Source organism: Hufsiella arboris (genome assembly GCF_009834875.1).
GTDB lineage: Bacteria > Bacteroidota > Bacteroidia > Sphingobacteriales > Sphingobacteriaceae > Hufsiella_A > Hufsiella_A arboris.
Window position 1 is genome coordinate 204,530 of the sequence record NZ_WVHT01000003.1, and the last position, 20,496, is coordinate 225,025.

Sequence of the window (20,496 nt, forward strand, 5' to 3'; positions counted from 1 at the left end):
AATTTTAGTAACGCTTTTTGCGATCGCCCCCGCCTTCACGACGGCCGCTTCCACCACGATCATCGCGGCGTTTGCCTGAGAAATCACGGAAGCCGCCACCGGAAGAGGAACCGCCTTCGCGGTTGCCTGAACGGCGATCGCGGAAACTTCCGCCAGTGCTTCGCTCACGACTACCACCGCTGCCACTGCCACCACGTGACCTTCCATTGTCAGATCCATAGCCAGCAAGTTCAATCCTCACACTTCTTCCCTGGAATTCAACTCCGTTAAAATTATTTTGAACGGCCTCAGCTACGTTATTCTCAACTTCAAAGAATGTATAAACGCCTTTTAGGTCAATTTTACCGATCGATTTGCCGCTGATCTTCGCCTGGTTACAGATAAATCCAAGCATGTCGCCACGCGTAAAATCATCTACGGAACCAAGGTTGATAAACAAACGGGTATAATCGCCGCGGCTTGATGTACGGTCGTACTTTTCTCCGCGTACACGATCACCACCGCGTTCCTCAAATGCAGGAGCGTTTAAATCCGGTGCGTTTTTATAATAATCAAGGAATCGGTTAAACTCTAGAGATGCGAAACGTTTGATAATTTCTTCTTTCTCCAGATCTTTAAATTCATCCATAATACGAGGAATATATTGTTCGATCTGATCCTCGTTTACTTCTACATTATGAACTTTATGCACTAAAGCAAAAAGCTGTTTTTCACAAACGTCGAAACCGTTAGGAATTTCTGCTTTTGTGAATTGTTTACCAATTACGCGCTCTATCTGGCGAATCTTACCAAGCTCTTTTGAGTTAATAATCGCAATTGAAACTCCCGTTTTACCGGCACGAGCTGTACGTCCGCTTCGGTGAGTGTAGTTCTCGATTTCGTCAGGAAGTGAATAATTAATTACGTGAGTAACATCATTCACATCGATACCACGTGCTGCAACGTCTGTAGCAATCAATAATTGAAGGCTGCGTTCGCGGTAACGTTTCATTACCTTATCACGTTGCTGCTGTGATAAATCGCCGTGTAAAGAATCAGCGTTGTAACCATCTTTGATCAACGCTTCCGCGATTTCCTGCGTTTCAATTTTGGTACGGCAAAATACAATACCAAAAATTTCAGGGTTGAAATCGACGATACGTTTGAAGGCAGCATATTTATCGCGTGCACGAACTACATAATATTCGTGATCGATGTTAACGTTACCTGTATTTTGTTTGCCCATGGTTAGCTCATAAGGATCGGTCATGTATTTTTTTGCAATACGACGAACCTCGGCCGGCATAGTTGCCGAAAATAACCATGTCTTTTTATCTTCCGGAGTGGTTGAAAGAATCTGATCGATATCTTCCTGGAAGCCCATATTAAGCATCTCGTCAGCTTCATCCAATACAACATATTGAACTTGCGTGAAATCAATCGCTTTACGGTTGATGATGTCGAGCATACGGCCAGGCGTAGCTACGACAATTTGCACGCCGCGTTTAATCTGGCGTAACTGATCAGAAATGCTGGCGCCGCCATAAACAGCAACGACTTTTACATTCTTAAGATTTTTTGCGTATTTCTCTAAATCGCTGGTGATTTGAAGACATAATTCGCGGGTTGGGCACAATACCAGTGCCTGTGGATAGTTCTCCTCAAAATCAATTTGTTCTAAAAGAGGGAGACCAAAAGCGGCAGTCTTGCCGGTTCCTGTTTGAGCTAATCCGACAAAATCGTTGCTGCCTGAAAGTAATACCGGGATGGCTTGTTCCTGGATCGGTGTAGGATTTTCAAATCCTAGTTCAGTAATGGCATTAACAATATCATGACGGATACCCAATGTACTAAATGGGTTCATGAAATTACATAACTCTTCGCTGCATTGCGAAGCGGCGCAAAGATAAGGTTTTAAACCCATACTTTATCATATCCGCGAGGAATCCGTGTACTGCGATTGTAAACTTATCTTAACCTGTCTGCGGAACGAACGAGCTTTTCGTCCTTACGGATCCCTTTGATTGCCAGGATTATAAACAGAATTCCTACTGAAGGTAGAATCATTCCGATACCATAATTTTGCAGCTGGAGTTCAGCGTTTCCGACCACACCTTTAGCGGTTTGAGCAAGCCAAAAACTATAAACTAATACAAGCAAAATAGCAATATAAGCGATGCTCAACTGCGTTTTCCGGTTTTTGTAAAAAGAAATAACAATTAAGGGAAGTAACGCTACAGCAATCGTGATTACACTTAGCAAAACAAACGATTCAGTTCGTAAAGCTTGTCCGTTTGCCACGCTATGATAAACACCTGTAACCTTTATCGCCATTGCCATGCCGTTAATATTGATGTAGATCAGCGGAAAGATAAAAAGTAAAAAAATAGCCAGGGAAGCGAGGAAAAGCCAAACGGTTTGTATGCGCTGTAACATAGTTTCAAATTGATGTCCAAAAGTAAAAATTCAGAATGAAATATCAGCACACTGTCTTTTCGCTATTTTTGCCGGGTGAACCAAAAGCGCTATTTCATCGAACTATCCTATAATGGAACCGAATACCATGGATGGCAGGTCCAGCCTAATGCCGTAACCGTTCAGGAGCGTTTGGACAAAGCGCTGTCTACACTTTTGAGACAACCCATTGAAACTACCGGCTGCGGAAGAACAGATACCGGCGTACATGCCACACAATTTTATGCACATTTCGATTTGAATGAAGTGGCGGCCGGCCAACTTGATATCCAGTTAGCACGATTCGTGACGAGTTTAAACGCGTTGCTGCCTTTTGATATCGCAGTTAAGAGGGTTTTCAACGTTCTGGTTGATACACATGCGAGGTTTAGCGCAATGAAACGTTCATATGAATATCATATTCATTTTAAAAAGAACCCATTCAAAGTAAATCGATCATGGTTAATGCATGATTTTCCCGATATTGAATTAATGAACCAGGCTGCCGGCATACTTTTCGATTATACCGATTTCAGTTGCTTCAGTAAGTCGAATACCCAGGTTTTCACGAACAATTGCAAAATTATTCGAGCGGAGTGGCAGCAAAATTTAGATGGTTTGGTTTTTCATATTTCTGCCGACAGGTTTCTGCGTAATATGGTTAGGGCCATTGTTGGCACGTTGGTAGAAGTCGGAAAAGGGAAAATAACGCCGGAACAAATCCGGACCGTCATAGAAAGCAAAAACCGATCGAATGCCGGCTCATCAGTTCCTGCATGTGGTCTATATTTAACAGAAGTTCTATATCCAAAAACAAGTAACATTTCGGAAATTTAAAAACATGGCTGAAGTAACAGGAAAAGCGTTTGATTTTAATTTGCTGTCGCGTGTGTTAAAATACACCAAACCCTATCGCGCTACCTTTTTATGGGCTGCCATGCTAACAGTTCTTCTATCGGTTGTATCACTGGCTCAGCCTTTATTAATGCAATTATCCGTTGACAAATACATTTTGACCAACGATTACCAGGGACTGATCAATATCTGCATTTTGATGGTTGTTCTTTTGGTTCTTCAAACCCTCATTCAATATTATCAGACGTTTTCTACCAACAGCCTTGGCCAATCAGTAATTCGTGATCTCCGCGTCGACGTGTTCAATCACATAACTGCTTTACGTTTAAAATATTTTGACCGCACTCCTATCGGGATGCTTATCACCCGTACGGTTTCAGACCTTGAAACAATTGCCGATATTTTCGCTGAAGGATTGATTTCCATTATCGGAGATATGCTGCTTGTAGTTGGCATTGTAATCGCCATGCTATTGATGGACTGGAAATTAACGCTGGTTACACTAATACCAATTCCCCTGATGTTTCTGGCTACCTATATTTTTAAAGAAGCGATCAAGGCCTCTTTCCAGGAAGTACGAACACAGGTGGCCCAGCTAAATACCTTTCTACAGGAACATATTTCCGGAATCAGCGTCATTCAATACTTTGCCCGCGAAAAGCAGGAAATGGAAAAATTCAAAGTTGTAAATCGAAAACATCGGGATGCAAATATTCGTTCGAACTGGTATTACTCCATTTTTTTTCCGGTTGTTGAAATCATTGCAGCGATGTCATTAGGCTTATTGGTGTGGTACGGTGCAAAACGCATTATCTCCGACCAGCAGTTAGCGGTAATTTCAGCTGATCCAAAAAATGTTACGCCGGGTTTAATAATGGCCTTCATTGCGTTTACCAATATGATGTTCCGCCCGATCAGGCAGCTGGCTGATAAATTCAACACACTGCAAATGGGGATGGTTGGGGCCGACCGGATATTTAAAGTTTTGGATACGGATGAAACAACCAGGAACGATGGCACTTTGAAACCTGCCAATATCTCTGGAAAAATAGATTTTGAAAATGTCTGGTTCGCTTACAACGAAGAAAACTGGGTTTTGAAAGATATTTCTTTCGAAGTAAAACCCGGTGAAACTTTGGCACTTGTTGGCGCAACGGGAGCCGGTAAATCATCTACTATCAATATACTTAACCGATTCTATGAAATTAACCAGGGAAGTATAAAACTTGACGGGCATGACATTCGCGAGTTTGATCTTGCGTTTTTGCGTACACAAATTGCCACTGTCATCCAGGATGTTTTTTTATTTTCAGACTCCATCGCAAATAACATCAGCCTTAATAATCCGGCAATAAGCCGTCAGCAAATCATTGACGCAGCTAAGGAAGTCGGAGCCCATGATTTCATTGAAAATTTGCCGGGAGGTTATGACTATCAGGTGATGGAACGCGGATCAACACTTTCGGCCGGACAGGCTCAGCTTATTTCCTTTATCAGGGCATTGGTTTATAACCCGAAAATCCTTGTACTTGATGAAGCTACTTCTTCTGTAGACACCGAAACCGAGCTGCTTATTCAAAACGCCATTTTCAAGCTCATGTCAGGCAGAACGTCTATCGTGATCGCTCATAGATTATCGACTATACAAAGTGCCGACAGGATAATCGTACTTGATCATGGAGAGATAAAAGAGTCGGGATCTCACCAGGAGCTTTTAAAAATCGAACACGGATATTACCGTCGTTTATATGACCTGCAGTTTAATTCTGAAGGAATAAGCCGCTAATGGCACAATGCTTGTTTTCTTTATAAAAACATCTGCGTTATGGCTGCCACATCCTGCAAAAAACTAATAGTCATCCTGTTGGCGTTTACCACTGTTTCTATTAATAGCATTGCTCAGGAATATGTATCGCCTACAAAGGCTCCGGAAAAAGGGAAAGCACCAGGCCTCAAAAGTAAAATCATCAGTGAAAACAAACAATCAGTAACGTATATGCTGGTGTTTGCAAAAGGCGACGAAGTAATATCAGGGCTGACTGACTTTGCCGAAAAAAATCAAATCAAAAGCGCTTCCTTCACTGCCATCGGTTCGGCGCAATCATCGAAATTCGGATGGTACGATAAAGAAAAGAAAATGTTCAAGGTTATCCCGGTTGATAAGCAATCTGAAATAACTTCTCTGATTGGCGATATTGCCAGTTACCAAAATAAACCAGTCGTGCATACTCATATTACTCTTGGTATGGATGACGGGAGTATTAAGGGAGGACATTTACTTGAGGCTCATGTATGGCCCACGCTCGAAGTCACTATGACAGTGCATAAACAGGAATTATATAAGAAACTAGACCAGGAAGTTGGGGTAACAACTATCGATCTCGACGCTAAACAATAGTCAAATAACTTTTGACATTATACGCAATAAGTTTAGTTTTGCGGTACAAAAATCCAACACCATGAGTGTATTAGTCAATAAAGATTCAAAAGTTATAGTTCAGGGTTTTACAGGAACAGAAGGCACTTATCATGCCACACAAATGATTGAATACGGAACCGACGTTGTAGGAGGTGTGACTCCCGGCAAAGGTGGCCAGCAACATTTGGATCGCCCTGTGTTTAACACTGTCAAAGATGCCGTTGAAAAGACCGGAGCAAATGTTTCAATAATTTTTGTACCACCTGCTTTTGCCGCAGATGCTATTATGGAAGCTGCTGAAGCGGGTATAAAGGTAATTGTCTGCATTACTGAAGGTATTCCAACTAAGGACATGATCCTGGTAAAAGAATACATCAGCGATAAGGATTGCCGTTTAATCGGCCCGAACTGCCCGGGTATCATCACAGCTGATGAAGCTAAAATTGGAATTATGCCAGGTTTTATCTTTAAGAGAGGCACTGTTGGTGTTGTTTCAAAATCTGGAACCTTAACTTATGAAGCTGTTGACCAGGTAGTGAAAGCGGGATTGGGAATAACTACGGCTATCGGAATCGGCGGAGATCCAATCATCGGCACGCCAACTGTCGAGGCTGTGAAGTTACTGATGGAAGATGACGAAACCGAGGGCATTATCATGATTGGTGAGATCGGCGGAGGTATGGAAGCAGAAGCCGCACGCTGGATCAAGGAAAATGGAACAAAACCAGTAGTTGGATTTATTGCAGGTCAAACTGCTCCTCCGGGACGCCGTATGGGTCACGCTGGAGCCATCGTTGGCGGCGCTGATGATACGGCAGCCGCAAAAATGAAAATCATGGCAGAATGCGGAATTCGTGTCGTTGAATCGCCCGCTGAAATTGGCGCTGCAATGGCAGAAGAGTTAAGTAAAATTAAAGCTTAAAAAAAATAAATATTTTCAACAAAAAGCGCCTGATCCGCAACGATCAGGCGCTTTTTGTTTTTTTAGAGCTTGATTTAGACGGGCTTAAACCGTCCGTTATTAGTTTTTAAATAAAAAAACCGATCTTTGGGGCGTTCACCAAAAAATCACGCTATGTTTGCATTCGTCTTTTTTCTGGCAACTTTAGTTGGTTCGCCAGCTAAATCAACAACCAGGATCGATTCAATCGGCGCAGAATCTAAGATCATAAATAACGAATCTTATTCAAAATTCAGGACAGGAAAAGCAACTTATTATGCTTCTTATTTTGAAGGAAGAAGAACTACCAGCGGCGAACATTACCGGCATAAAAAGTTCACGGCAGCTCATCGTACACTCCCCTTAGGAACGATAGTAACCGTTACAAATCCCTATAATGGCAAATCCGTTGATGTTAAAATAAACGACCGTGGTCCATATAACAGACGGTTCCTGATTGATCTATCCCAATCGGCTGCAAGAGAGATAGGAATTTATGGACGCGGCGTAGGCGACGTCACCATTGCTTACCAACTTCCCAACTAAATTTCACGACAATTAATACTGATATTCGATTGACAATTTGGCAAAACTATGTCTCGAAATTATCCGTATTTTGATATATGAAATCTTTTAAATTTTTCGGATTCGCTCTTGTGACAGGATTATTGAGTTTGACTGCGTGTGCGCAAAAGCAACACAATGAAAAAGCTCAGAAGCAGCAGGTGGATCAATCAAAATGGAACAAACTGACGCCTGAGGAAGAGCAGGTCATAGTCAATAAACAGACGGAATACCCCGGAACCGGCAAATATTTAAATAATCACGAGAAAGGCACATATACTTGTAAACGTTGCAATTCGCCCTTGTATCGTTCTGAAACGAAGTTCGATTCGCATTGCGGCTGGCCTAGTTTTGACGATGAAATAAAAGGTGCCGTTAAACGAATTCCCGATCCGGACGGTATGCGCACAGAAATTGTTTGTGCCCATTGTGGTGCCCATTTAGGTCACGTTTTTACGGGGGAAGGATTTACTCCGAAAGATACCAGGCATTGTGTTAATTCAATTTCCATGAATTTTGTTCCAGACAAAAAGTAGATATCGCAACATCACTGATTAAGTTGTATTTAATTAACATTAACAGTGTCAACAGATTAGCAATCTTCATAAAAAAAACCCGGCTGGAAACTCCGGCCGGGTTTAACTTATAAAATTACCTGAGATTATTTCTCGTCTTTTACTTCTTCAAAGTCAACGTCAGTTACATTATCTGCATTGCCGTTACCTTGCTCAGCATTCGGTTGTGCGTTTGCTTCCGCTCCGGCTGCACCTGCGTCCTGAGTAGCTTTATACATTTCCTCCGAAGCTGCGTTCCATGCATTCTGAAGTTCTGCAGATGCCGAATCAATATCAGTGATATTTTTCGAAGCATGAGCTTCTTTCAGTTTCTTCAAAGCATCTTCAATCGGAGATTTCTTATCTGCAGAGATTTTGTCGCCATATTCTTTCAACTGCTTCTCGGTCGAGAATACAAGTGCGTCTGCAGCATTAAGCTTGTCGATCTCTTCTTTTGCTCTTTTATCTGCCTCAGCATTTGCCTCAGCTTCATCTCTCATCTTCTTGATTTCCTCATCAGTTAAACCAGAAGAAGCTTCGATACGGATCTTTTGCTCTTTGCCTGTCGCTTTATCTTTAGCGGAAACATGCAGGATACCATTTGCGTCTATATCAAACGTAACTTCAACCTGCGGAACGCCGCGAGGTGCTGGTGGTATTCCATCCAGGTGAAAACGACCGATCGTGCGGTTTTGATTCGCCATTGGGCGCTCTCCCTGCAAAATGTGAATCTCAACTGAAGGCTGGTTATCAGACGCCGTTGAGAATACTTCCGACTTTTTGGTTGGAATAGTTGTGTTTGACTCGATCAGTTTGGTCATTACGCCACCCATTGTTTCGATACCTAATGAAAGCGGGGTTACGTCAAGCAACAATACGTCTTTAACTTCACCGGTTAATACACCGCCCTGGATTGCAGCACCGATAGCTACTACCTCATCAGGATTTACACCTTTTGACGGCTCTTTTCCGAAGAATGCTTTAACTGCTTCAACGATCGCTGGAATACGTGTTGAACCACCCACAAGGATAATTTCATCAATATCCGACGTCTTCAAGCCAGCGTTTTTCAAAGCTGATTTACAAGGCTCGATCGTACGCTTAATCAGACTATCCGCTAATTGCTCAAATTTCGCACGCGATAAGGTCCTTACTAAGTGTTTAGGGCCGCTTTGATCAGCTGTGATATATGGAAGGTTGATTTCAGTTTGTGTTGAACTGGACAGCTCGATTTTAGCTTTTTCGGCAGCTTCTTTCAAACGTTGTAAAGCCATTGGATCTTTCAATAAGTCCATGCTATTTTCGTTTTTAAATTCTTCTGCCAGCCAGTCGATAATTACCTGGTCAAAATCATCACCACCTAAGTGTGTATCACCATCAGTAGATTTAACTTCGAATACGCCATCACCCAATTCAAGAACTGACACGTCGTGCGTACCACCACCACAGTCGAATACCGCGATTTTCATATCCTTGTGAGCTTTATCCAGGCCGTAAGCTAAAGCTGCAGCAGTTGGCTCATTGATGATACGTTTAACATTTAATCCGGCGATCTCACCAGCCTCTTTGGTAGCCTGACGTTGCGCATCGTTAAAATATGCCGGAACAGTAATAACTGCTTCGGTTACTTCTTGTCCCAAAAAGTCTTCAGCAGTTTTCTTCATTTTTTGAAGAATCATTGCCGAAATTTCTTGAGGAGTATATTTTCTGTCGTCAATTTCGACACGAGGTGTATTATTATCACCTTTAACAACTTGGTAAGGTACACGAGCAATTTCTCTTGAAACCTCATCAAAGCTATTACCCATAAATCGCTTGATAGAATAGATGGTTTTTTTAGGGTTTGTGATAGCCTGACGCTTAGCAGGATCACCAACTTTACGCTCACCGCCCTCAACAAAGGCTACAATTGAAGGAGTGGTACGTTTTCCCTCGCTGTTTGCAATAACTACGGGTTCGTTACCTTCCATTACTGCAACACAGGAGTTTGTTGTTCCCAAGTCGATTCCAATAATTTTTGACATGCTGTTATATAGTTTTTAGATTCGTTAATAATTAATTCAGGTAACATTTAACAAGCCTTGTGCCAATGGCGAAAATTCAATCGTGTGACAGAAAATTTGTAAACTTCGTCACGACAAAGGAGAAGTGAATGACATGATGACATAAATAAGGCGTAACAATAAGCTAATAGTAAAACTCTAAACAATAAAAAATGATCTCAAATCACGAAATAGACTATCGCATTTTTGGCGAAGAAATGCAGTATGTCGAAGTAGAACTCGATCCTAATGAAACGGCTGTAGCGGAAGCTGGCGCTTTTATGATGATGGATGATGGCATACAGATGCAAACTATTTTTGGCGATGGCAGCCAGCAGCAGAATGGCCTTCTTGGTAAATTATTCAGTGCCGGTAAACGTTTGCTGGTAGGCGAAAGCTTATTTATGACAGCCTACACAAATATCGGGTCAGGTAAAAGGCGGGTTAGCTTTGCATCACCATATCCCGGGAAAATCATCCCGCTTGATTTGGCAAAATTAGGTGGAAAAGTCGTTTGTCAGAAAGATGCATTTCTCTGTGCAGCAAAAGGCGTAGGAATCAGTATCGAATTCCAACGGAAACTGGGAACCGGATTATTTGGCGGCGAAGGCTTTATCATGGAGAAACTTGAAGGGGACGGAATGGCTTTCGTTCACGCCGGCGGCCACGTTTTTGAAAAAGATCTGCAACCGGGTGAGTTAATTAAAATCGACACAGGCTGCCTGGTTGCATTTACCCAAACCGTAAATTATGACATTCAGTTTGTTGGAGGAATACGGAACACCTTGTTCGGCGGTGAAGGTGTTTTCTTCGCGACATTGCAAGGCCCGGGAAAAGTATGGATTCAAACATTACCGATAAGCAGATTGGCGGGACGGATCCTGTCATATGCAACAACAAGCCGAAAAGAAGAAGGCAGTATTTTAGGCGGTCTCGGAAACTTGCTTGATGGCGACGGTTTCAGATAATTCTTAAAAAAGAAAAGCCCCTGCCAAAATTGACAGGGGCTTTTTATTATGAAATTAAATATTATTCGCCTTTTTCAGCGTTCTCTTCATTAGTTGAAGGTGCTTCTGGTTTTACTTCTTCCTGAACTTCAGGAGCAGCAGTTTCTTCAGCTTGTACTTCTTCAGCTACAGGAGCGGCAGCTACAGGAGCATCAGATTTTTTCGCTTTAGAAGCGCCACCACGACGACGAGTTGATTTTTTCTCAACAGCAGGTGCTTCAGTTGAATAAGTTGCATTGTAATCTACTAACTCGATTAATGCCATTTCAGCGTTATCACCTAACCGATTTTGAAGTTTCAAAATGCGTGTGTAACCACCTGGACGTGTTGCTACTTTTTCTGCAATTTCGCGGAAAAGGATCGTTACTGACTCTTTGTCTTTCAAATAACTAAATACAGTACGACGTGAGTGCGTTGTGTCATTCTTTGATTTTGTGATCAAAGGTTCAACATATGTACGTAATGCTTTTGCTTTAGCTAATGTTGTTGTAATACGTTTGTGCAGAATAAGCGAGCAAGCCATGTTTGACATCATCGCTTTACGATGACTGTCCGTGCGGCCTAAGTGATTGACTTTTTTACCGTGTCTCATTATTGTTTGTTTGTTGTGGCACGTGCATACCGTCGGGCGGCGTTGCCGTCAAGCCCTCGGAATTATGCCGGGTTATTTAATGTAGATTTGAGTAGTGAGATATGAGATGTGAGACTAATCTCAATGCTCATATCCAATGTCTCACATCTGTTTTTATTCTTCGTCTAATTTAAATTTAGACAGGTTCATACCAAATGATAAGCCTTTAGATTTTACCAGGTCCTGGATCTCAGTAAGAGATTTTTTACCAAAATTTCTGAACTTCAGCATATCTGCTACGTCATAAGACACCAACTCAGCTAATGTGCGAATATCAGCTGCTTTTAGGCAGTTTAACGCACGTACTGACAGGTCAAGATCCACCAATTCTGTTTTAAGGATCTTACGCATATGTAAAATCTCTTCGTCAACTTCCTTAGTTTCTTCTTTCGCCTGAGCCTCTAACATAATATTCTCATCAGAGAATAACATGAAGTGGTGGATTAAAATTTTTGCTGCTTCTTTAAGCGCGTCTTCAGGATGAATCGATCCATCGGTAGCAATATCCAGAACTAATTTTTCATAGTCTGTTTTTTGTTCAACACGATAGTTTTCAATAGTGTATTTAACATTTTTGATCGGAGTGTAAATCGAATCAATTGCTATAACACCAACAACTGCATCAGCATTCTTATTTTCTTCAGCCTGAATATAACCACGGCCCTTGTTAACAGTCAACTCAACTTCAAGAGTTATTGAGCTGTCCATGTTGCAAATAACCAGGTCAGGATTTAATACTGTAAAATTGTTTGAAAACTTGGTAATATCGCCGGCAGAGAATTTATCCTGGCCATTGATAATCACGAAGATTTTTTCTGTATCACCGGATTCACCGGTCTTTTTAAAACGAACTTGTTTTAGATTCAGAATTATCTCAGTAACATCTTCAACAACACCTTTGATAGTCGAAAACTCATGAGATACACCTGAGAATCTAACAGAAGTAATTGCATAACCTTCTAAAGAGGAAAGCAGAATACGGCGTAATGCGTTACCAATGGTAACACCGAAACCTGGTTCCAACGGACGAAATTCAAATGTACCGTCGAAATCAGTTGATTTCTGCATGATAACTTTATCAGGTTTCTGAAATGCTAAAATTGCCATTTATCTTTTATTAATTATTTAAAATGCAATATAAGCTGCCTTTTAAGGGGCAGCTCTTATCATTTATTATTATTTAGAGTATAACTCGACGATCAGGTTTTCCTTGATATTCTCAGGAATCTCGTCGCGGTTAGGGTAGTTCAGGAATTTGCCCGACAAGGAAGAGGCATCCCATTCTAACCAGCTATGTTTGTTTATCTTACGACCGGCAACAGAAGTTGTAACTGCTTCAAGCGATTTTGAACGCTCACGTACAGCAATAACATCACCGGCGCGTAATGAGTATGATGGAATATTAACGGTTTCGCCGTTAACTGTAATATGTTTGTGGCTAACCAATTGGCGAGCTCCAGAACGTGTAGGAGCAATACCTAAACGGTAAACTGTATTATCTAAACGAGCTTCAAGAAGTTTTAACAAGTTTTCACCTGTAATACCTTGCTTTGAAGAAGCTTTGTGAAATAAGTTTTCGAACTGACGCTCTAATACACCGTATGTGTATTTAACTTTTTGTTTCTCCATTAACTGAACTGCGTATTCAGATTGCTTACCGCGACGTTTTGAAACGCCGTGCATGCCCGGAGGATAGTTCTTTTTTTCTAATGCTTTATCAGGACCGAAGATTGGTTCTCTGAATCTACGTGCAATTTTTGATTTTGGGCCAGTATATCTTGCCATTGTTTGTGTGTTTTAAAGTATCGTGCAGCCCGCAGCTGCCGAATCTTATCTTTAAAAATTTTGTTAATTAAACTCTTCTACGTTTTGGAGGACGACATCCGTTGTGTGGAAGCGGAGTAATATCCTTAATTGTTGTTACTTCGATACCTGCAGTTTGAAGCGTACGGATAGCTGATTCACGTCCGGCACCAGGGCCTTTAACGAAAACCTCTACCTTACGTAAACCAAGGTCGTAAGCAACTTTTCCGCAATCAGACGCAGCCTGTCCGGCAGCATACGGAGTATTTTTCTTTGAACCTTTGAAACCCATTTTACCAGCAGACGACCACGAAATAGCCTGGCCCTGGCTGTTAGTTAAGGTTACAATGATATTGTTAAATGTCGCATTGATATGAGCCTGACCAACAGGTTCTACAATAACAACACGTTTTTTGGTTACTTTTTTAGTCTTAGCCATTATCCTGTCAATTATTATTTAGTAGCCTTTTTCTTGTTTGCAACTGTTTTACGTTTTCCTTTACGGGTACGTGAGTTGTTCTTAGTACGCTGACCACGAACTGGTAACCCTTTACGGTGGCGTAAACCACGGTAGCATCCAATATCCATTAAGCGTTTAATATTCAATTGAATTTCAGAACGCAATGAACCTTCAACTTTCACCTGATCGTTGATGATTCCACGAATTGCTGCTAATTGCTCATCGGTCCAGTCTTGTACTTTCACATTATAATCAATACCAGCCTGATCTAAAATATTTTGTGCTGTAGATCTGCCGATACCGAAAATGTAAGTAAGTCCGATTTCTCCTCTTTTGTTTCTTGGTAAATCAATACCTGATATCCTTGCCATAGTATTATTTAGCGATTTTTGATTTATGATTTACGACTTACGATTAATAAATCTTCAACCGTAATTCTAAATCCAAACTTTTATTATCCCTGACGTTGCTTGTACTTAGGGTTCTTCTTATTAATTACGTAAAGCTTTCCTTTACGACGAATAATTTTGCAATCAGCGCTACGCTTTTTGATGGATGCTCTAACTTTCATCTTATTTATATCTATAAGTTATTCTGCCTTTTGTTAAATCATAAGGTGACATTTCCAGTTTAACTTTATCTCCAGGCAAAATTTTGATGTAGTGCATCCTCATCTTTCCGGAAATATGTGCAATAATTTCGTGTCCGTTTTCCAACTCTACCCGAAACATTGCATTTGATAATGCTTCTCTTATGACGCCGTCTTGTTCAATAGAGGCTTGTTTAGCCATATTTTATTGATTTTTACTTAATTAGCCCGACCATTACGGGAGCGCAAAATTAAATAAAAAATTTCTTATTTTAATTTTTTTGTTTTAAAACTTCTTCAATATAATCAAAAGTCGATAAAATGTCCGGCTGGCCTTTCTTTACTGCTACAGTATGCTCGTAATGAGCAGATGGTAAACCATCTACAGTGCTAACAGTCCACCCATCATTCCAGAACTTAACACCAGCCCGCTTCATATTGATCATCGGTTCAATTGCCAATACCATTCCTTCTTCAAGCTTGGTACCGCTGCCGCGTTTGCCATAGTTTGGAACTTCAGGTTTTTCATGAAGCTTAAAACCTACTCCATGTCCTACCAGTTCTTTTACCACGCCGTAACCGTGCTTTTCGGCATGTTCCTGAACTGCGTAACCTATATCACCAAGGCGCATGCCCACAACTGCTTTGCTAACGCCTAACTTTAAACATTCCCTGGTTACTTCTAACAGCTTTTTAGTTTCAGAGTCGATTTCTCCAATCTCAAACGTATAAGCCGAATCACCGTAGAATTTGTCAAGAACAACGCCGCAATCAACCGAAACAATATCACCTTCTCTCAATTCATACTTTCCCGGAAATCCATGTACCACCTGGTCATTCAATGAAATGCAAAGCGAATACGGAAATCCGTTATAGTTTAAGAAAGCGGGTACACCGTTATTATCTCTAATATAAGTCTCAGCAAGTTCGTTTAACTTCGCAGTAGTAATACCTGGTCCGATAACCTTTGCCACTTCCGCAAGAGTCTTAGAAACAAGTAAGGAACTTTTTCTTATTAGCTCTATCTCTTCGACAGACTTATAAAGAATTTTTGGCATAATTGATTATATTCCACTTCCAGCAGCATCAGCAGCCACCGGAGTACGTCCCCTCACTCTTCCTGTCTTCATCAAGCCGTCATAATGACGCATTAACAGGTGACTTTCAATTTGCTGTAACGTATCTAATACGACACCAACAAGAATTAAAAGTGATGTACCTCCATAGAAATGCGCAAATTGGCTGTTAACTCCAAGCTTGCTGGCAAATGATGGAAGGATTGCAATGATCGCCAGGAAAATAGATCCCGGTAAAGTAATTTTTGATATTACAGAATCAATGTAATCACCTGTTGTTTTCCCAGGTTTTACACCCGGAATAAATCCGCCGTTCTTCTTCATATCATCAGACATCTGAACAGGATTAACTGTGATAGCTGTATAAAAGAAGGTAAACAGAATAATTAGGATAGCAAAAGTAAGGCTGTACTGCCACGAAGTATAATTACTTAATGTAGCTAATAAAGTAGAGCCTTGCGCACCAGGAAAAAACTGCCCAACGGTTGCAGGTATAAACATGATTGCCTGAGCGAAGATGATCGGCATAACACCTGCTGCATTAACTTTCAACGGAATGTACTGGCGAACTCCACCGTACTGCTTGTTGCCAACAATCTTCTTTGCATACTGTACAGGTATCTTACGAACACCTTGTACGATAAGTATTGTGAAAATTACAACAAAGAACAGCGCTGCTAACTCCACAATAAAGGGAATCAAACCGCCATTGCCTTCCATACGTGAAGCAAACTCCTGGATCATTCCAGCCGGAAGTTGCGCAATAATCCCCACCATGATAATAAGGGAGATTCCGTTTCCTATTCCTTTGTCTGTGATTTTTTCACCAAGCCACATTACAAACATAGTACCTGCTGTTAAAATCAACATAGAGGAGATAGTGAATATCGGCTCCGCCATCATTTTAGCCTCCGGAGTTATTTGAGAGCGCACATAGGCAGCTCCCTGAAGCACGGTGATGATAACTGTCAGATAACGTGTTATCTGATTTAGTTTCTTACGGCCACTCTCTCCCTCCTTCTGCATTTTTTGGAAAGTTGGTACAGCAATACCAAGTAACTGCACAACGATAGAAGCAGAAATGTACGGCATAACACCCAAAGCAAAAATAGATGCACGCGAGAAAGATCCCCCTGCAAACATATTCAACAGACCCAACAGGCCTTGCGTTGCTTTTTGGTTATGCAATACATTAGCATCAACTCCGGGAAGCACGATAAATGACCCGATGCGATATACTAAAAGACATAAGAGCGTAAATAAAATACGCTCTCTTAAGTCCTGAATTTTCCAAATATTGGATAAAGTTGTGAACAGCTTCTTCATTAATTACAATTTAACAATTGCGCCGCCAGCGGCTTCGATTGCTTTTTGTGCCGTTGCAGAAAATGCATGGGCTTTAACCTCTAATTTTGATTTCAATTCGCCTCTGCCCAACACTTTAACAACGTCGTTTTTCGAAACCAATCCGTGTTCTTTCAGTGTATCAAAGTCAATTGCAGTTAAGCTGAATTTCTCAGCAAGCCCCTGCAATACATCTAAATTTACACCAACATACTCAACACGGTTGATATTTTTGAAACCAACTTTAGGAATACGACGCTGAAGCGGCATTTGTCCCCCTTCAAAACCAACCTTAGTTGTAGTACCAGAACGTGACCCGGCACCTTTATGACCACGGGTTGAAGTTCCGCCACGGCCCGAGCCGGTTCCACGACCGACACGTTTGCTATTTTTTACTGAACCTTCTGCAGGTTTTAAGTTACTTAAGTTCATGATTAGATACTTTCTACTGCTACTAAATGATTAACTTTTCTCACCATCCCAACAATTGACGGGGTAGCTTCAACCTCTACAGACTGGCTGATTTTATTTAAACCTAAAGCCTGCATGGTTCTTTTTTGGCGTTCGCTTCTGTCGATAACGCTTTTGATTTGTGTTATTTTAATCTTCGCCATGACTTATCCGTTAAAAACTTTATTTAAGTCCACACCGCGTGTTTGAGCTACTGTGTAAGCGTCACGCAATTGTGATAACGCCGCAACTGTTGCTTTAACCACGTTATGTGGGTTTGATGAACCTTTTGACTTAGCCAATACGTTATGTACTCCGGCACTTTCCAAAACTGCACGCATCGCACCACCGGCAATTACACCGGTACCGTTAGCTGCAGGTTTAATGAAAACAAAACCGCCTGAAAATTTACCATATTGCTCGTGAGGTACTGTGCCATTGATAACAGGAACCTTAACGAGATTTTTCTTAGCATCATCAACACCTTTGGCAATTGCTTCAGTAACCTCTTTAGCTTTACCTAAACCGTAACCAACAACACCGTTTTCATCACCAACAACCACAATGGCCGAAAAGCTGAAAGTACGTCCGCCTTTGGTAACTTTGGCTACACGCTGGATGCTCACCAAGCGATCTTTCAATTCGATTTCGCTTGATTTTACTCTTTTTATATTAATAGTTGACATCTCTCTTCAATTAAAAAATTAAACCAGCTTCACGTGCACCTTCTGCAAGTGATTTAATACGACCATGGTATAAGTAACCATTTCTGTCAAACACTACTGAACTGATACCAGCTGCCAATGCTTTTTCGGCAACTTGTTTACCAACAGCTTTTGACTGATCAGATTTATTACCTGTTGCAGAAAAATCTTTTGATAAAGATGATGCTGAAACTAAGGTTTTACCATCGTTGTCATCAATAATCTGGGCGTAGATACCTTTGTTGCTACGAAACACCGATAACCGTGGGCGTTCTGCAGAACCGGTCAATCTCTTTCTGATGCCTTTCTTAATTCGCTCTCTGCGAGATAATTTTCTTACTGCCATGATGATTATTTTTTAGATGCTGATTTACCTGCTTTTCTTCTTAACACTTCACCAACAAACTTGATACCTTTACCTTTGTAAGGCTCTGGTGCGCGTAGTGAGCGTATTTTAGCTGCAACCTGTCCAAGCAATTGCTTGTCGATGCTTTCTAAAATAATTGTTGGGTTTTTACCTTTTTCAGCAGTTGTTGATACTTTAATTTCTTTTGGCAATTCAAACACATAGTGGTGAGAATAACCTAAAACCAAATCAAGTGTGTTACCCTGGTTTGTAGCGCGGTAACCCACACCTACCAGTTCTTGTTCAGTTTTATAACCTTCTGTAACGCCTTTAACCATGTTATTGATCAGCGCACGGTATAAACCATGTAATGCTTTATGACGTTTTTGTTCTGAAGGACGTTGTACTAATACATTACCATCTTCCTGTGCGATGGTCATGTCGCTATCTACTTGCTGGGTTAACTCACCTTTAGGGCCTTTTACTGTAACCAGATTTTTCTCTGATACTGTAACCGTAACGCCAGCCGGAATTGCAATTGGGGCTTTACCTACTCTTGACATCGTTTAAACTCTCCTTGTGATTAATATACGTAACACAATACTTCGCCGCCGATGTTCAGGTTCTTAGCTTCTTTGTCAGTCATTACACCTTTAGAAGTTGATAGGATAGCAATCCCTAAACCGTTTAATACTCGTGGCATTTTTGCAACACCTGCATACTTTCTCAAACCTGGTTTACTCACACGGTCAATCGTGCGAATAGCAGGAACTTTAGTAATCGGATGATACTTTAAAGCGATTTTAATAACGCCTTGTACTGTACTGTCGTCAAACTTGTAGTTCGCGATGTAACCTTTATCAAAAAGTACTTTTGTAATTTCCTTTTTGAGGTTTGATGCAGGAATTTCTACAACCCGGTGGTTGGCCTTAATGGCATTCCTTACTCGTGTAAGATAATCTGCTATTGGATCTGTATTCATTATATAAAATTATGACGGCGGTTTCCTTCCCGATACCTCATCGGGACGACCTTCCATCGGTTAAAATTCTCTTTATGTGCTGAAAGCAAAGGGCGCAAAGGTAAATATTATTTTACACTTTTCGCACTTTGCTTTAATTTTCTGATTACCAGCTTGCTTTCTTCACTCCCGGAATTTTACCGGCAAGTGCCATTTCACGGAAAGTTACACGTGAAATTCCGAACTGACGCATATAACCGCGAGGACGGCCTGTTAATTTACAACGGTTGTGCAAACGTACAGGTGAAGCATTTTTAGGTAATTTATCTAAAGCTTCGAAGTCGCCCGCAGCTTTTAAAGCAGCTCTTTTTTCAGCGAACTTGGCAACTAATTTCGCACGTTTTACTTCACGCGCTTTGATACCTTCTTTAGCCATTTGTATTCTGATTTTTAAATGGTAAACCAAATTGTTTCAATAACTCTAATGCTTCAACATCAGTCTTGGCAGAAGTTACGAATGTAATATCCATACCCTGTATCTTGTTGATCTTGTCAATGTTGATCTCAGGGAAAATGATTTGCTCAGTGATACCTAAAGTATAGTTACCACGTCCGTCAAATCCTTTATCATTGATACCTTTGAAATCACGGATACGAGGAAGAGCTACTGCGATCAAACGATCAAGAAACTCATACATGTTATTATCACGTAACGTTACACGAACACCGATCGGCATTCCTTTACGCAATTTGAAGTTTGAGATATCCTTTTTAGATTTCGCTGAAATCGCTTGCTGACCTGTGATAGTTGACAACTCAGTGATTGCATTTTCAATCAGTTTTTTGTCGGTAGAAGCACCACCAACACCCTGGTTGATTGCAATTTTTTGCAATTTAGGAACCTGCATCACGCTTTTGTACTGAAATTTCTCTTTCAGTGCGGTACGGATATCTTCTTTATATTTCGATTTTAATCTTGGTACGTAAGTCATTACTTAATTTCCTCCCCAGATTTTTTAGCTACACGAACTGATTTACCATCAGCATTTAATTTTTTACCAACACGGCTTGGCTTGCCAGTTTTCACGTCAACAACCATAAGGTTTGAGATGTGAATAGCGGCTTCCTGCTTAACGATACCACCGTTTGGATTTGCGGCGTTAGGTTTTGTATGTTTTGACACCATATTGGCACCTTCAACAATCGCACGGTTCTTATCTACCAATACTTCAAGTACTTTACCTTGCTTACCTTTTGAGTCGCCGGCAATAACCTGAACCTGGTCGCCTTTACGGATTTTTAATTTAATATTTCCCAT

At 41.0% G+C, this 20,496-nt stretch carries 28 protein-coding genes; 7 read left to right on the forward strand and 21 right to left on the reverse strand.

Annotation, left to right across the window (positions count from 1 at the left end):
• Nucleotides 1–4: 4 nt before the first annotated feature.
• Nucleotides 5–1,843: a DEAD/DEAH box helicase gene (locus GS399_RS07835; RefSeq protein WP_160844347.1), complete on the reverse strand. Its 1,839-nt coding sequence runs from the start codon at nucleotides 1,841–1,843 to the stop codon at nucleotides 5–7.
• 104 nt (nucleotides 1,844–1,947) lie between these two features.
• Nucleotides 1,948–2,415, reverse strand: a complete 468-nt coding sequence (locus tag GS399_RS07840; protein WP_160844068.1) for a DUF4293 domain-containing protein — start codon at nucleotides 2,413–2,415, stop codon at nucleotides 1,948–1,950.
• A gap of 75 nt (nucleotides 2,416–2,490) precedes the next feature.
• On the opposite strand from GS399_RS07840, the gene truA reads away from it, so the two are divergent.
• The 6 genes from truA (at nucleotide 2,491) to GS399_RS07870 (ending at nucleotide 7,747) form a co-directional block, all read left to right on the forward strand.
• Complete coding sequence (gene truA / locus GS399_RS07845; protein ID WP_160844069.1) at nucleotides 2,491–3,270, forward strand: tRNA pseudouridine(38-40) synthase TruA; 780 nt, start codon at nucleotides 2,491–2,493, stop codon at nucleotides 3,268–3,270.
• Between the two features lie 4 nt (nucleotides 3,271–3,274).
• On the forward strand, nucleotides 3,275–5,074 hold the full coding sequence (locus tag GS399_RS07850) for an ABC transporter ATP-binding protein (protein WP_160844070.1): 1,800 nt from the start codon (nucleotides 3,275–3,277) through the stop codon (nucleotides 5,072–5,074).
• Nucleotides 5,075–5,113: 39 nt separating this feature from the next.
• A complete protein-coding gene (locus GS399_RS07855) occupies nucleotides 5,114–5,686 on the forward strand; it encodes a PPC domain-containing DNA-binding protein (protein WP_160844071.1) in 573 nt (190 codons plus the stop codon).
• 61 nt (nucleotides 5,687–5,747) lie between these two features.
• Nucleotides 5,748–6,629 carry a succinate--CoA ligase subunit alpha gene (gene sucD / locus GS399_RS07860; protein WP_160844072.1) on the forward strand — a complete coding sequence of 294 codons (882 nt, stop codon included), beginning with the start codon at nucleotides 5,748–5,750 and terminating at the stop codon, nucleotides 6,627–6,629.
• Between the two features lie 153 nt (nucleotides 6,630–6,782).
• Nucleotides 6,783–7,193 carry a septal ring lytic transglycosylase RlpA family protein gene (locus tag GS399_RS07865; protein ID WP_160844073.1) on the forward strand — a complete coding sequence of 137 codons (411 nt, stop codon included), beginning with the start codon at nucleotides 6,783–6,785 and terminating at the stop codon, nucleotides 7,191–7,193.
• Nucleotides 7,194–7,270: 77 nt separating this feature from the next.
• Nucleotides 7,271–7,747: a methionine-R-sulfoxide reductase gene (locus tag GS399_RS07870; protein ID WP_160844074.1), complete on the forward strand. Its 477-nt coding sequence runs from the start codon at nucleotides 7,271–7,273 to the stop codon at nucleotides 7,745–7,747.
• Between the two features lie 125 nt (nucleotides 7,748–7,872).
• Here GS399_RS07870 and dnaK read toward each other — a convergent pair whose 3' ends face one another.
• Nucleotides 7,873–9,789 (reverse strand): molecular chaperone DnaK, encoded by a 1,917-nt coding sequence (dnaK, locus tag GS399_RS07875; protein WP_160844075.1) that lies wholly within the window; start codon nucleotides 9,787–9,789, stop codon nucleotides 7,873–7,875.
• Nucleotides 9,790–9,980: 191 nt separating this feature from the next.
• Between dnaK and GS399_RS07880 the strand changes: the two genes are divergently transcribed.
• Nucleotides 9,981–10,775 (forward strand): TIGR00266 family protein, encoded by a 795-nt coding sequence (locus GS399_RS07880; RefSeq protein WP_160844076.1) that lies wholly within the window; start codon nucleotides 9,981–9,983, stop codon nucleotides 10,773–10,775.
• Between the two features lie 61 nt (nucleotides 10,776–10,836).
• Here the strand turns inward: GS399_RS07880 and rplQ are convergent, their stop codons facing one another.
• The 18 genes from rplQ to rplX form a co-directional block, all read right to left on the reverse strand.
• A complete protein-coding gene (gene rplQ / locus GS399_RS07885; protein WP_160844077.1) occupies nucleotides 10,837–11,406 on the reverse strand; it encodes a 50S ribosomal protein L17 in 570 nt (189 codons plus the stop codon).
• A gap of 153 nt (nucleotides 11,407–11,559) precedes the next feature.
• Nucleotides 11,560–12,552: a DNA-directed RNA polymerase subunit alpha gene (locus tag GS399_RS07890; RefSeq protein WP_160844078.1), complete on the reverse strand. Its 993-nt coding sequence runs from the start codon at nucleotides 12,550–12,552 to the stop codon at nucleotides 11,560–11,562.
• A 69-nt stretch (nucleotides 12,553–12,621) separates the two neighbouring features.
• A complete protein-coding gene (gene rpsD / locus GS399_RS07895; protein ID WP_160844079.1) occupies nucleotides 12,622–13,230 on the reverse strand; it encodes a 30S ribosomal protein S4 in 609 nt (202 codons plus the stop codon).
• Between the two features lie 67 nt (nucleotides 13,231–13,297).
• The gene (gene rpsK / locus GS399_RS07900) at nucleotides 13,298–13,687 is read right to left on the reverse strand and encodes a 30S ribosomal protein S11 (protein WP_160844080.1); all 390 of its coding nucleotides are present in this window, start codon (nucleotides 13,685–13,687) and stop codon (nucleotides 13,298–13,300) included.
• 14 nt (nucleotides 13,688–13,701) lie between these two features.
• Nucleotides 13,702–14,079 carry a 30S ribosomal protein S13 gene (gene rpsM / locus GS399_RS07905; RefSeq protein ID WP_160844081.1) on the reverse strand — a complete coding sequence of 126 codons (378 nt, stop codon included), beginning with the start codon at nucleotides 14,077–14,079 and terminating at the stop codon, nucleotides 13,702–13,704.
• Between the two features lie 83 nt (nucleotides 14,080–14,162).
• Entirely contained in the window at nucleotides 14,163–14,279 is a 117-nt protein-coding gene (rpmJ, locus tag GS399_RS07910) for a 50S ribosomal protein L36 (protein ID WP_008506259.1), read from the reverse strand.
• A gap of 1 nt (nucleotide 14,280) precedes the next feature.
• Entirely contained in the window at nucleotides 14,281–14,499 is a 219-nt protein-coding gene (gene infA, locus GS399_RS07915) for a translation initiation factor IF-1 (protein ID WP_010599888.1), read from the reverse strand.
• Between the two features lie 70 nt (nucleotides 14,500–14,569).
• Nucleotides 14,570–15,355 carry a type I methionyl aminopeptidase gene (gene map / locus GS399_RS07920; RefSeq protein WP_160844082.1) on the reverse strand — a complete coding sequence of 262 codons (786 nt, stop codon included), beginning with the start codon at nucleotides 15,353–15,355 and terminating at the stop codon, nucleotides 14,570–14,572.
• A 6-nt stretch (nucleotides 15,356–15,361) separates the two neighbouring features.
• Nucleotides 15,362–16,699, reverse strand: coding sequence for a preprotein translocase subunit SecY (secY, locus tag GS399_RS07925; RefSeq protein WP_160844083.1), 1,338 nt, complete (start codon nucleotides 16,697–16,699; stop codon nucleotides 15,362–15,364).
• A 3-nt stretch (nucleotides 16,700–16,702) separates the two neighbouring features.
• A complete protein-coding gene (gene rplO / locus GS399_RS07930; RefSeq protein ID WP_160844084.1) occupies nucleotides 16,703–17,149 on the reverse strand; it encodes a 50S ribosomal protein L15 in 447 nt (148 codons plus the stop codon).
• Between the two features lie 2 nt (nucleotides 17,150–17,151).
• Nucleotides 17,152–17,331, reverse strand: a complete 180-nt coding sequence (gene rpmD, locus GS399_RS07935) for a 50S ribosomal protein L30 (RefSeq protein ID WP_160844085.1) — start codon at nucleotides 17,329–17,331, stop codon at nucleotides 17,152–17,154.
• A 3-nt stretch (nucleotides 17,332–17,334) separates the two neighbouring features.
• Entirely contained in the window at nucleotides 17,335–17,853 is a 519-nt protein-coding gene (rpsE, locus tag GS399_RS07940) for a 30S ribosomal protein S5 (RefSeq protein WP_160844086.1), read from the reverse strand.
• Nucleotides 17,854–17,863: 10 nt separating this feature from the next.
• Nucleotides 17,864–18,217: a 50S ribosomal protein L18 gene (gene rplR / locus GS399_RS07945; protein ID WP_160844087.1), complete on the reverse strand. Its 354-nt coding sequence runs from the start codon at nucleotides 18,215–18,217 to the stop codon at nucleotides 17,864–17,866.
• A 5-nt stretch (nucleotides 18,218–18,222) separates the two neighbouring features.
• Complete coding sequence (gene rplF, locus GS399_RS07950) at nucleotides 18,223–18,780, reverse strand: 50S ribosomal protein L6 (RefSeq protein WP_160844088.1); 558 nt, start codon at nucleotides 18,778–18,780, stop codon at nucleotides 18,223–18,225.
• 20 nt (nucleotides 18,781–18,800) lie between these two features.
• Nucleotides 18,801–19,199, reverse strand: coding sequence for a 30S ribosomal protein S8 (gene rpsH / locus GS399_RS07955; protein ID WP_160844089.1), 399 nt, complete (start codon nucleotides 19,197–19,199; stop codon nucleotides 18,801–18,803).
• Between the two features lie 145 nt (nucleotides 19,200–19,344).
• Nucleotides 19,345–19,614, reverse strand: a complete 270-nt coding sequence (gene rpsN / locus GS399_RS07960; RefSeq protein ID WP_160844090.1) for a 30S ribosomal protein S14 — start codon at nucleotides 19,612–19,614, stop codon at nucleotides 19,345–19,347.
• Entirely contained in the window at nucleotides 19,607–20,170 is a 564-nt protein-coding gene (gene rplE / locus GS399_RS07965) for a 50S ribosomal protein L5 (RefSeq protein WP_160844091.1), read from the reverse strand. The genes rpsN and rplE overlap by 8 nt, the downstream gene beginning before the upstream one ends.
• Nucleotides 20,170–20,496: a 50S ribosomal protein L24 gene (gene rplX / locus GS399_RS07970; protein WP_160844092.1), complete on the reverse strand. Its 327-nt coding sequence runs from the start codon at nucleotides 20,494–20,496 to the stop codon at nucleotides 20,170–20,172. Before rplX ends, rplE begins: the two co-directional genes overlap by 1 nt.

Coding starts and splice junctions, on each gene's coding strand:
- GS399_RS07835 (WP_160844347.1), bottom strand. CDS start 1,843: ATGAACCCATTTAGTACATTGGGTATCCGTCATGATATTGTTAATGCC.
- GS399_RS07840 (WP_160844068.1), bottom strand. CDS start 2,415: ATGTTACAGCGCATACAAACCGTTTGGCTTTTCCTCGCTTCCCTGGCT.
- GS399_RS07850 (WP_160844070.1), top strand. CDS start 3,275: ATGGCTGAAGTAACAGGAAAAGCGTTTGATTTTAATTTGCTGTCGCGT.
- GS399_RS07855 (WP_160844071.1), top strand. CDS start 5,114: ATGGCTGCCACATCCTGCAAAAAACTAATAGTCATCCTGTTGGCGTTT.
- sucD (WP_160844072.1), top strand. CDS start 5,748: ATGAGTGTATTAGTCAATAAAGATTCAAAAGTTATAGTTCAGGGTTTT.
- GS399_RS07865 (WP_160844073.1), top strand. CDS start 6,783: ATGTTTGCATTCGTCTTTTTTCTGGCAACTTTAGTTGGTTCGCCAGCT.
- GS399_RS07870 (WP_160844074.1), top strand. CDS start 7,271: ATGAAATCTTTTAAATTTTTCGGATTCGCTCTTGTGACAGGATTATTG.
- dnaK (WP_160844075.1), bottom strand. CDS start 9,789: ATGTCAAAAATTATTGGAATCGACTTGGGAACAACAAACTCCTGTGTT.
- GS399_RS07880 (WP_160844076.1), top strand. CDS start 9,981: ATGATCTCAAATCACGAAATAGACTATCGCATTTTTGGCGAAGAAATG.
- rplQ (WP_160844077.1), bottom strand. CDS start 11,406: ATGAGACACGGTAAAAAAGTCAATCACTTAGGCCGCACGGACAGTCAT.
- GS399_RS07890 (WP_160844078.1), bottom strand. CDS start 12,552: ATGGCAATTTTAGCATTTCAGAAACCTGATAAAGTTATCATGCAGAAA.
- rpsD (WP_160844079.1), bottom strand. CDS start 13,230: ATGGCAAGATATACTGGCCCAAAATCAAAAATTGCACGTAGATTCAGA.
- rpsK (WP_160844080.1), bottom strand. CDS start 13,687: ATGGCTAAGACTAAAAAAGTAACCAAAAAACGTGTTGTTATTGTAGAA.
- rpsM (WP_160844081.1), bottom strand. CDS start 14,079: ATGGCAAGGATATCAGGTATTGATTTACCAAGAAACAAAAGAGGAGAA.
- rpmJ (WP_008506259.1), bottom strand. CDS start 14,279: ATGAAAGTTAGAGCATCCATCAAAAAGCGTAGCGCTGATTGCAAAATT.
- infA (WP_010599888.1), bottom strand. CDS start 14,499: ATGGCTAAACAAGCCTCTATTGAACAAGACGGCGTCATAAGAGAAGCA.
- map (WP_160844082.1), bottom strand. CDS start 15,355: ATGCCAAAAATTCTTTATAAGTCTGTCGAAGAGATAGAGCTAATAAGA.
- secY (WP_160844083.1), bottom strand. CDS start 16,699: ATGAAGAAGCTGTTCACAACTTTATCCAATATTTGGAAAATTCAGGAC.
- rplO (WP_160844084.1), bottom strand. CDS start 17,149: ATGAACTTAAGTAACTTAAAACCTGCAGAAGGTTCAGTAAAAAATAGC.
- rpmD (WP_160844085.1), bottom strand. CDS start 17,331: ATGGCGAAGATTAAAATAACACAAATCAAAAGCGTTATCGACAGAAGC.
- rpsE (WP_160844086.1), bottom strand. CDS start 17,853: ATGTCAACTATTAATATAAAAAGAGTAAAATCAAGCGAAATCGAATTG.
- rplR (WP_160844087.1), bottom strand. CDS start 18,217: ATGGCAGTAAGAAAATTATCTCGCAGAGAGCGAATTAAGAAAGGCATC.
- rplF (WP_160844088.1), bottom strand. CDS start 18,780: ATGTCAAGAGTAGGTAAAGCCCCAATTGCAATTCCGGCTGGCGTTACG.
- rpsH (WP_160844089.1), bottom strand. CDS start 19,199: ATGAATACAGATCCAATAGCAGATTATCTTACACGAGTAAGGAATGCC.
- rpsN (WP_160844090.1), bottom strand. CDS start 19,614: ATGGCTAAAGAAGGTATCAAAGCGCGTGAAGTAAAACGTGCGAAATTA.
- rplE (WP_160844091.1), bottom strand. CDS start 20,170: ATGACTTACGTACCAAGATTAAAATCGAAATATAAAGAAGATATCCGT.
- rplX (WP_160844092.1), bottom strand. CDS start 20,496: ATGGGAAATATTAAATTAAAAATCCGTAAAGGCGACCAGGTTCAGGTT.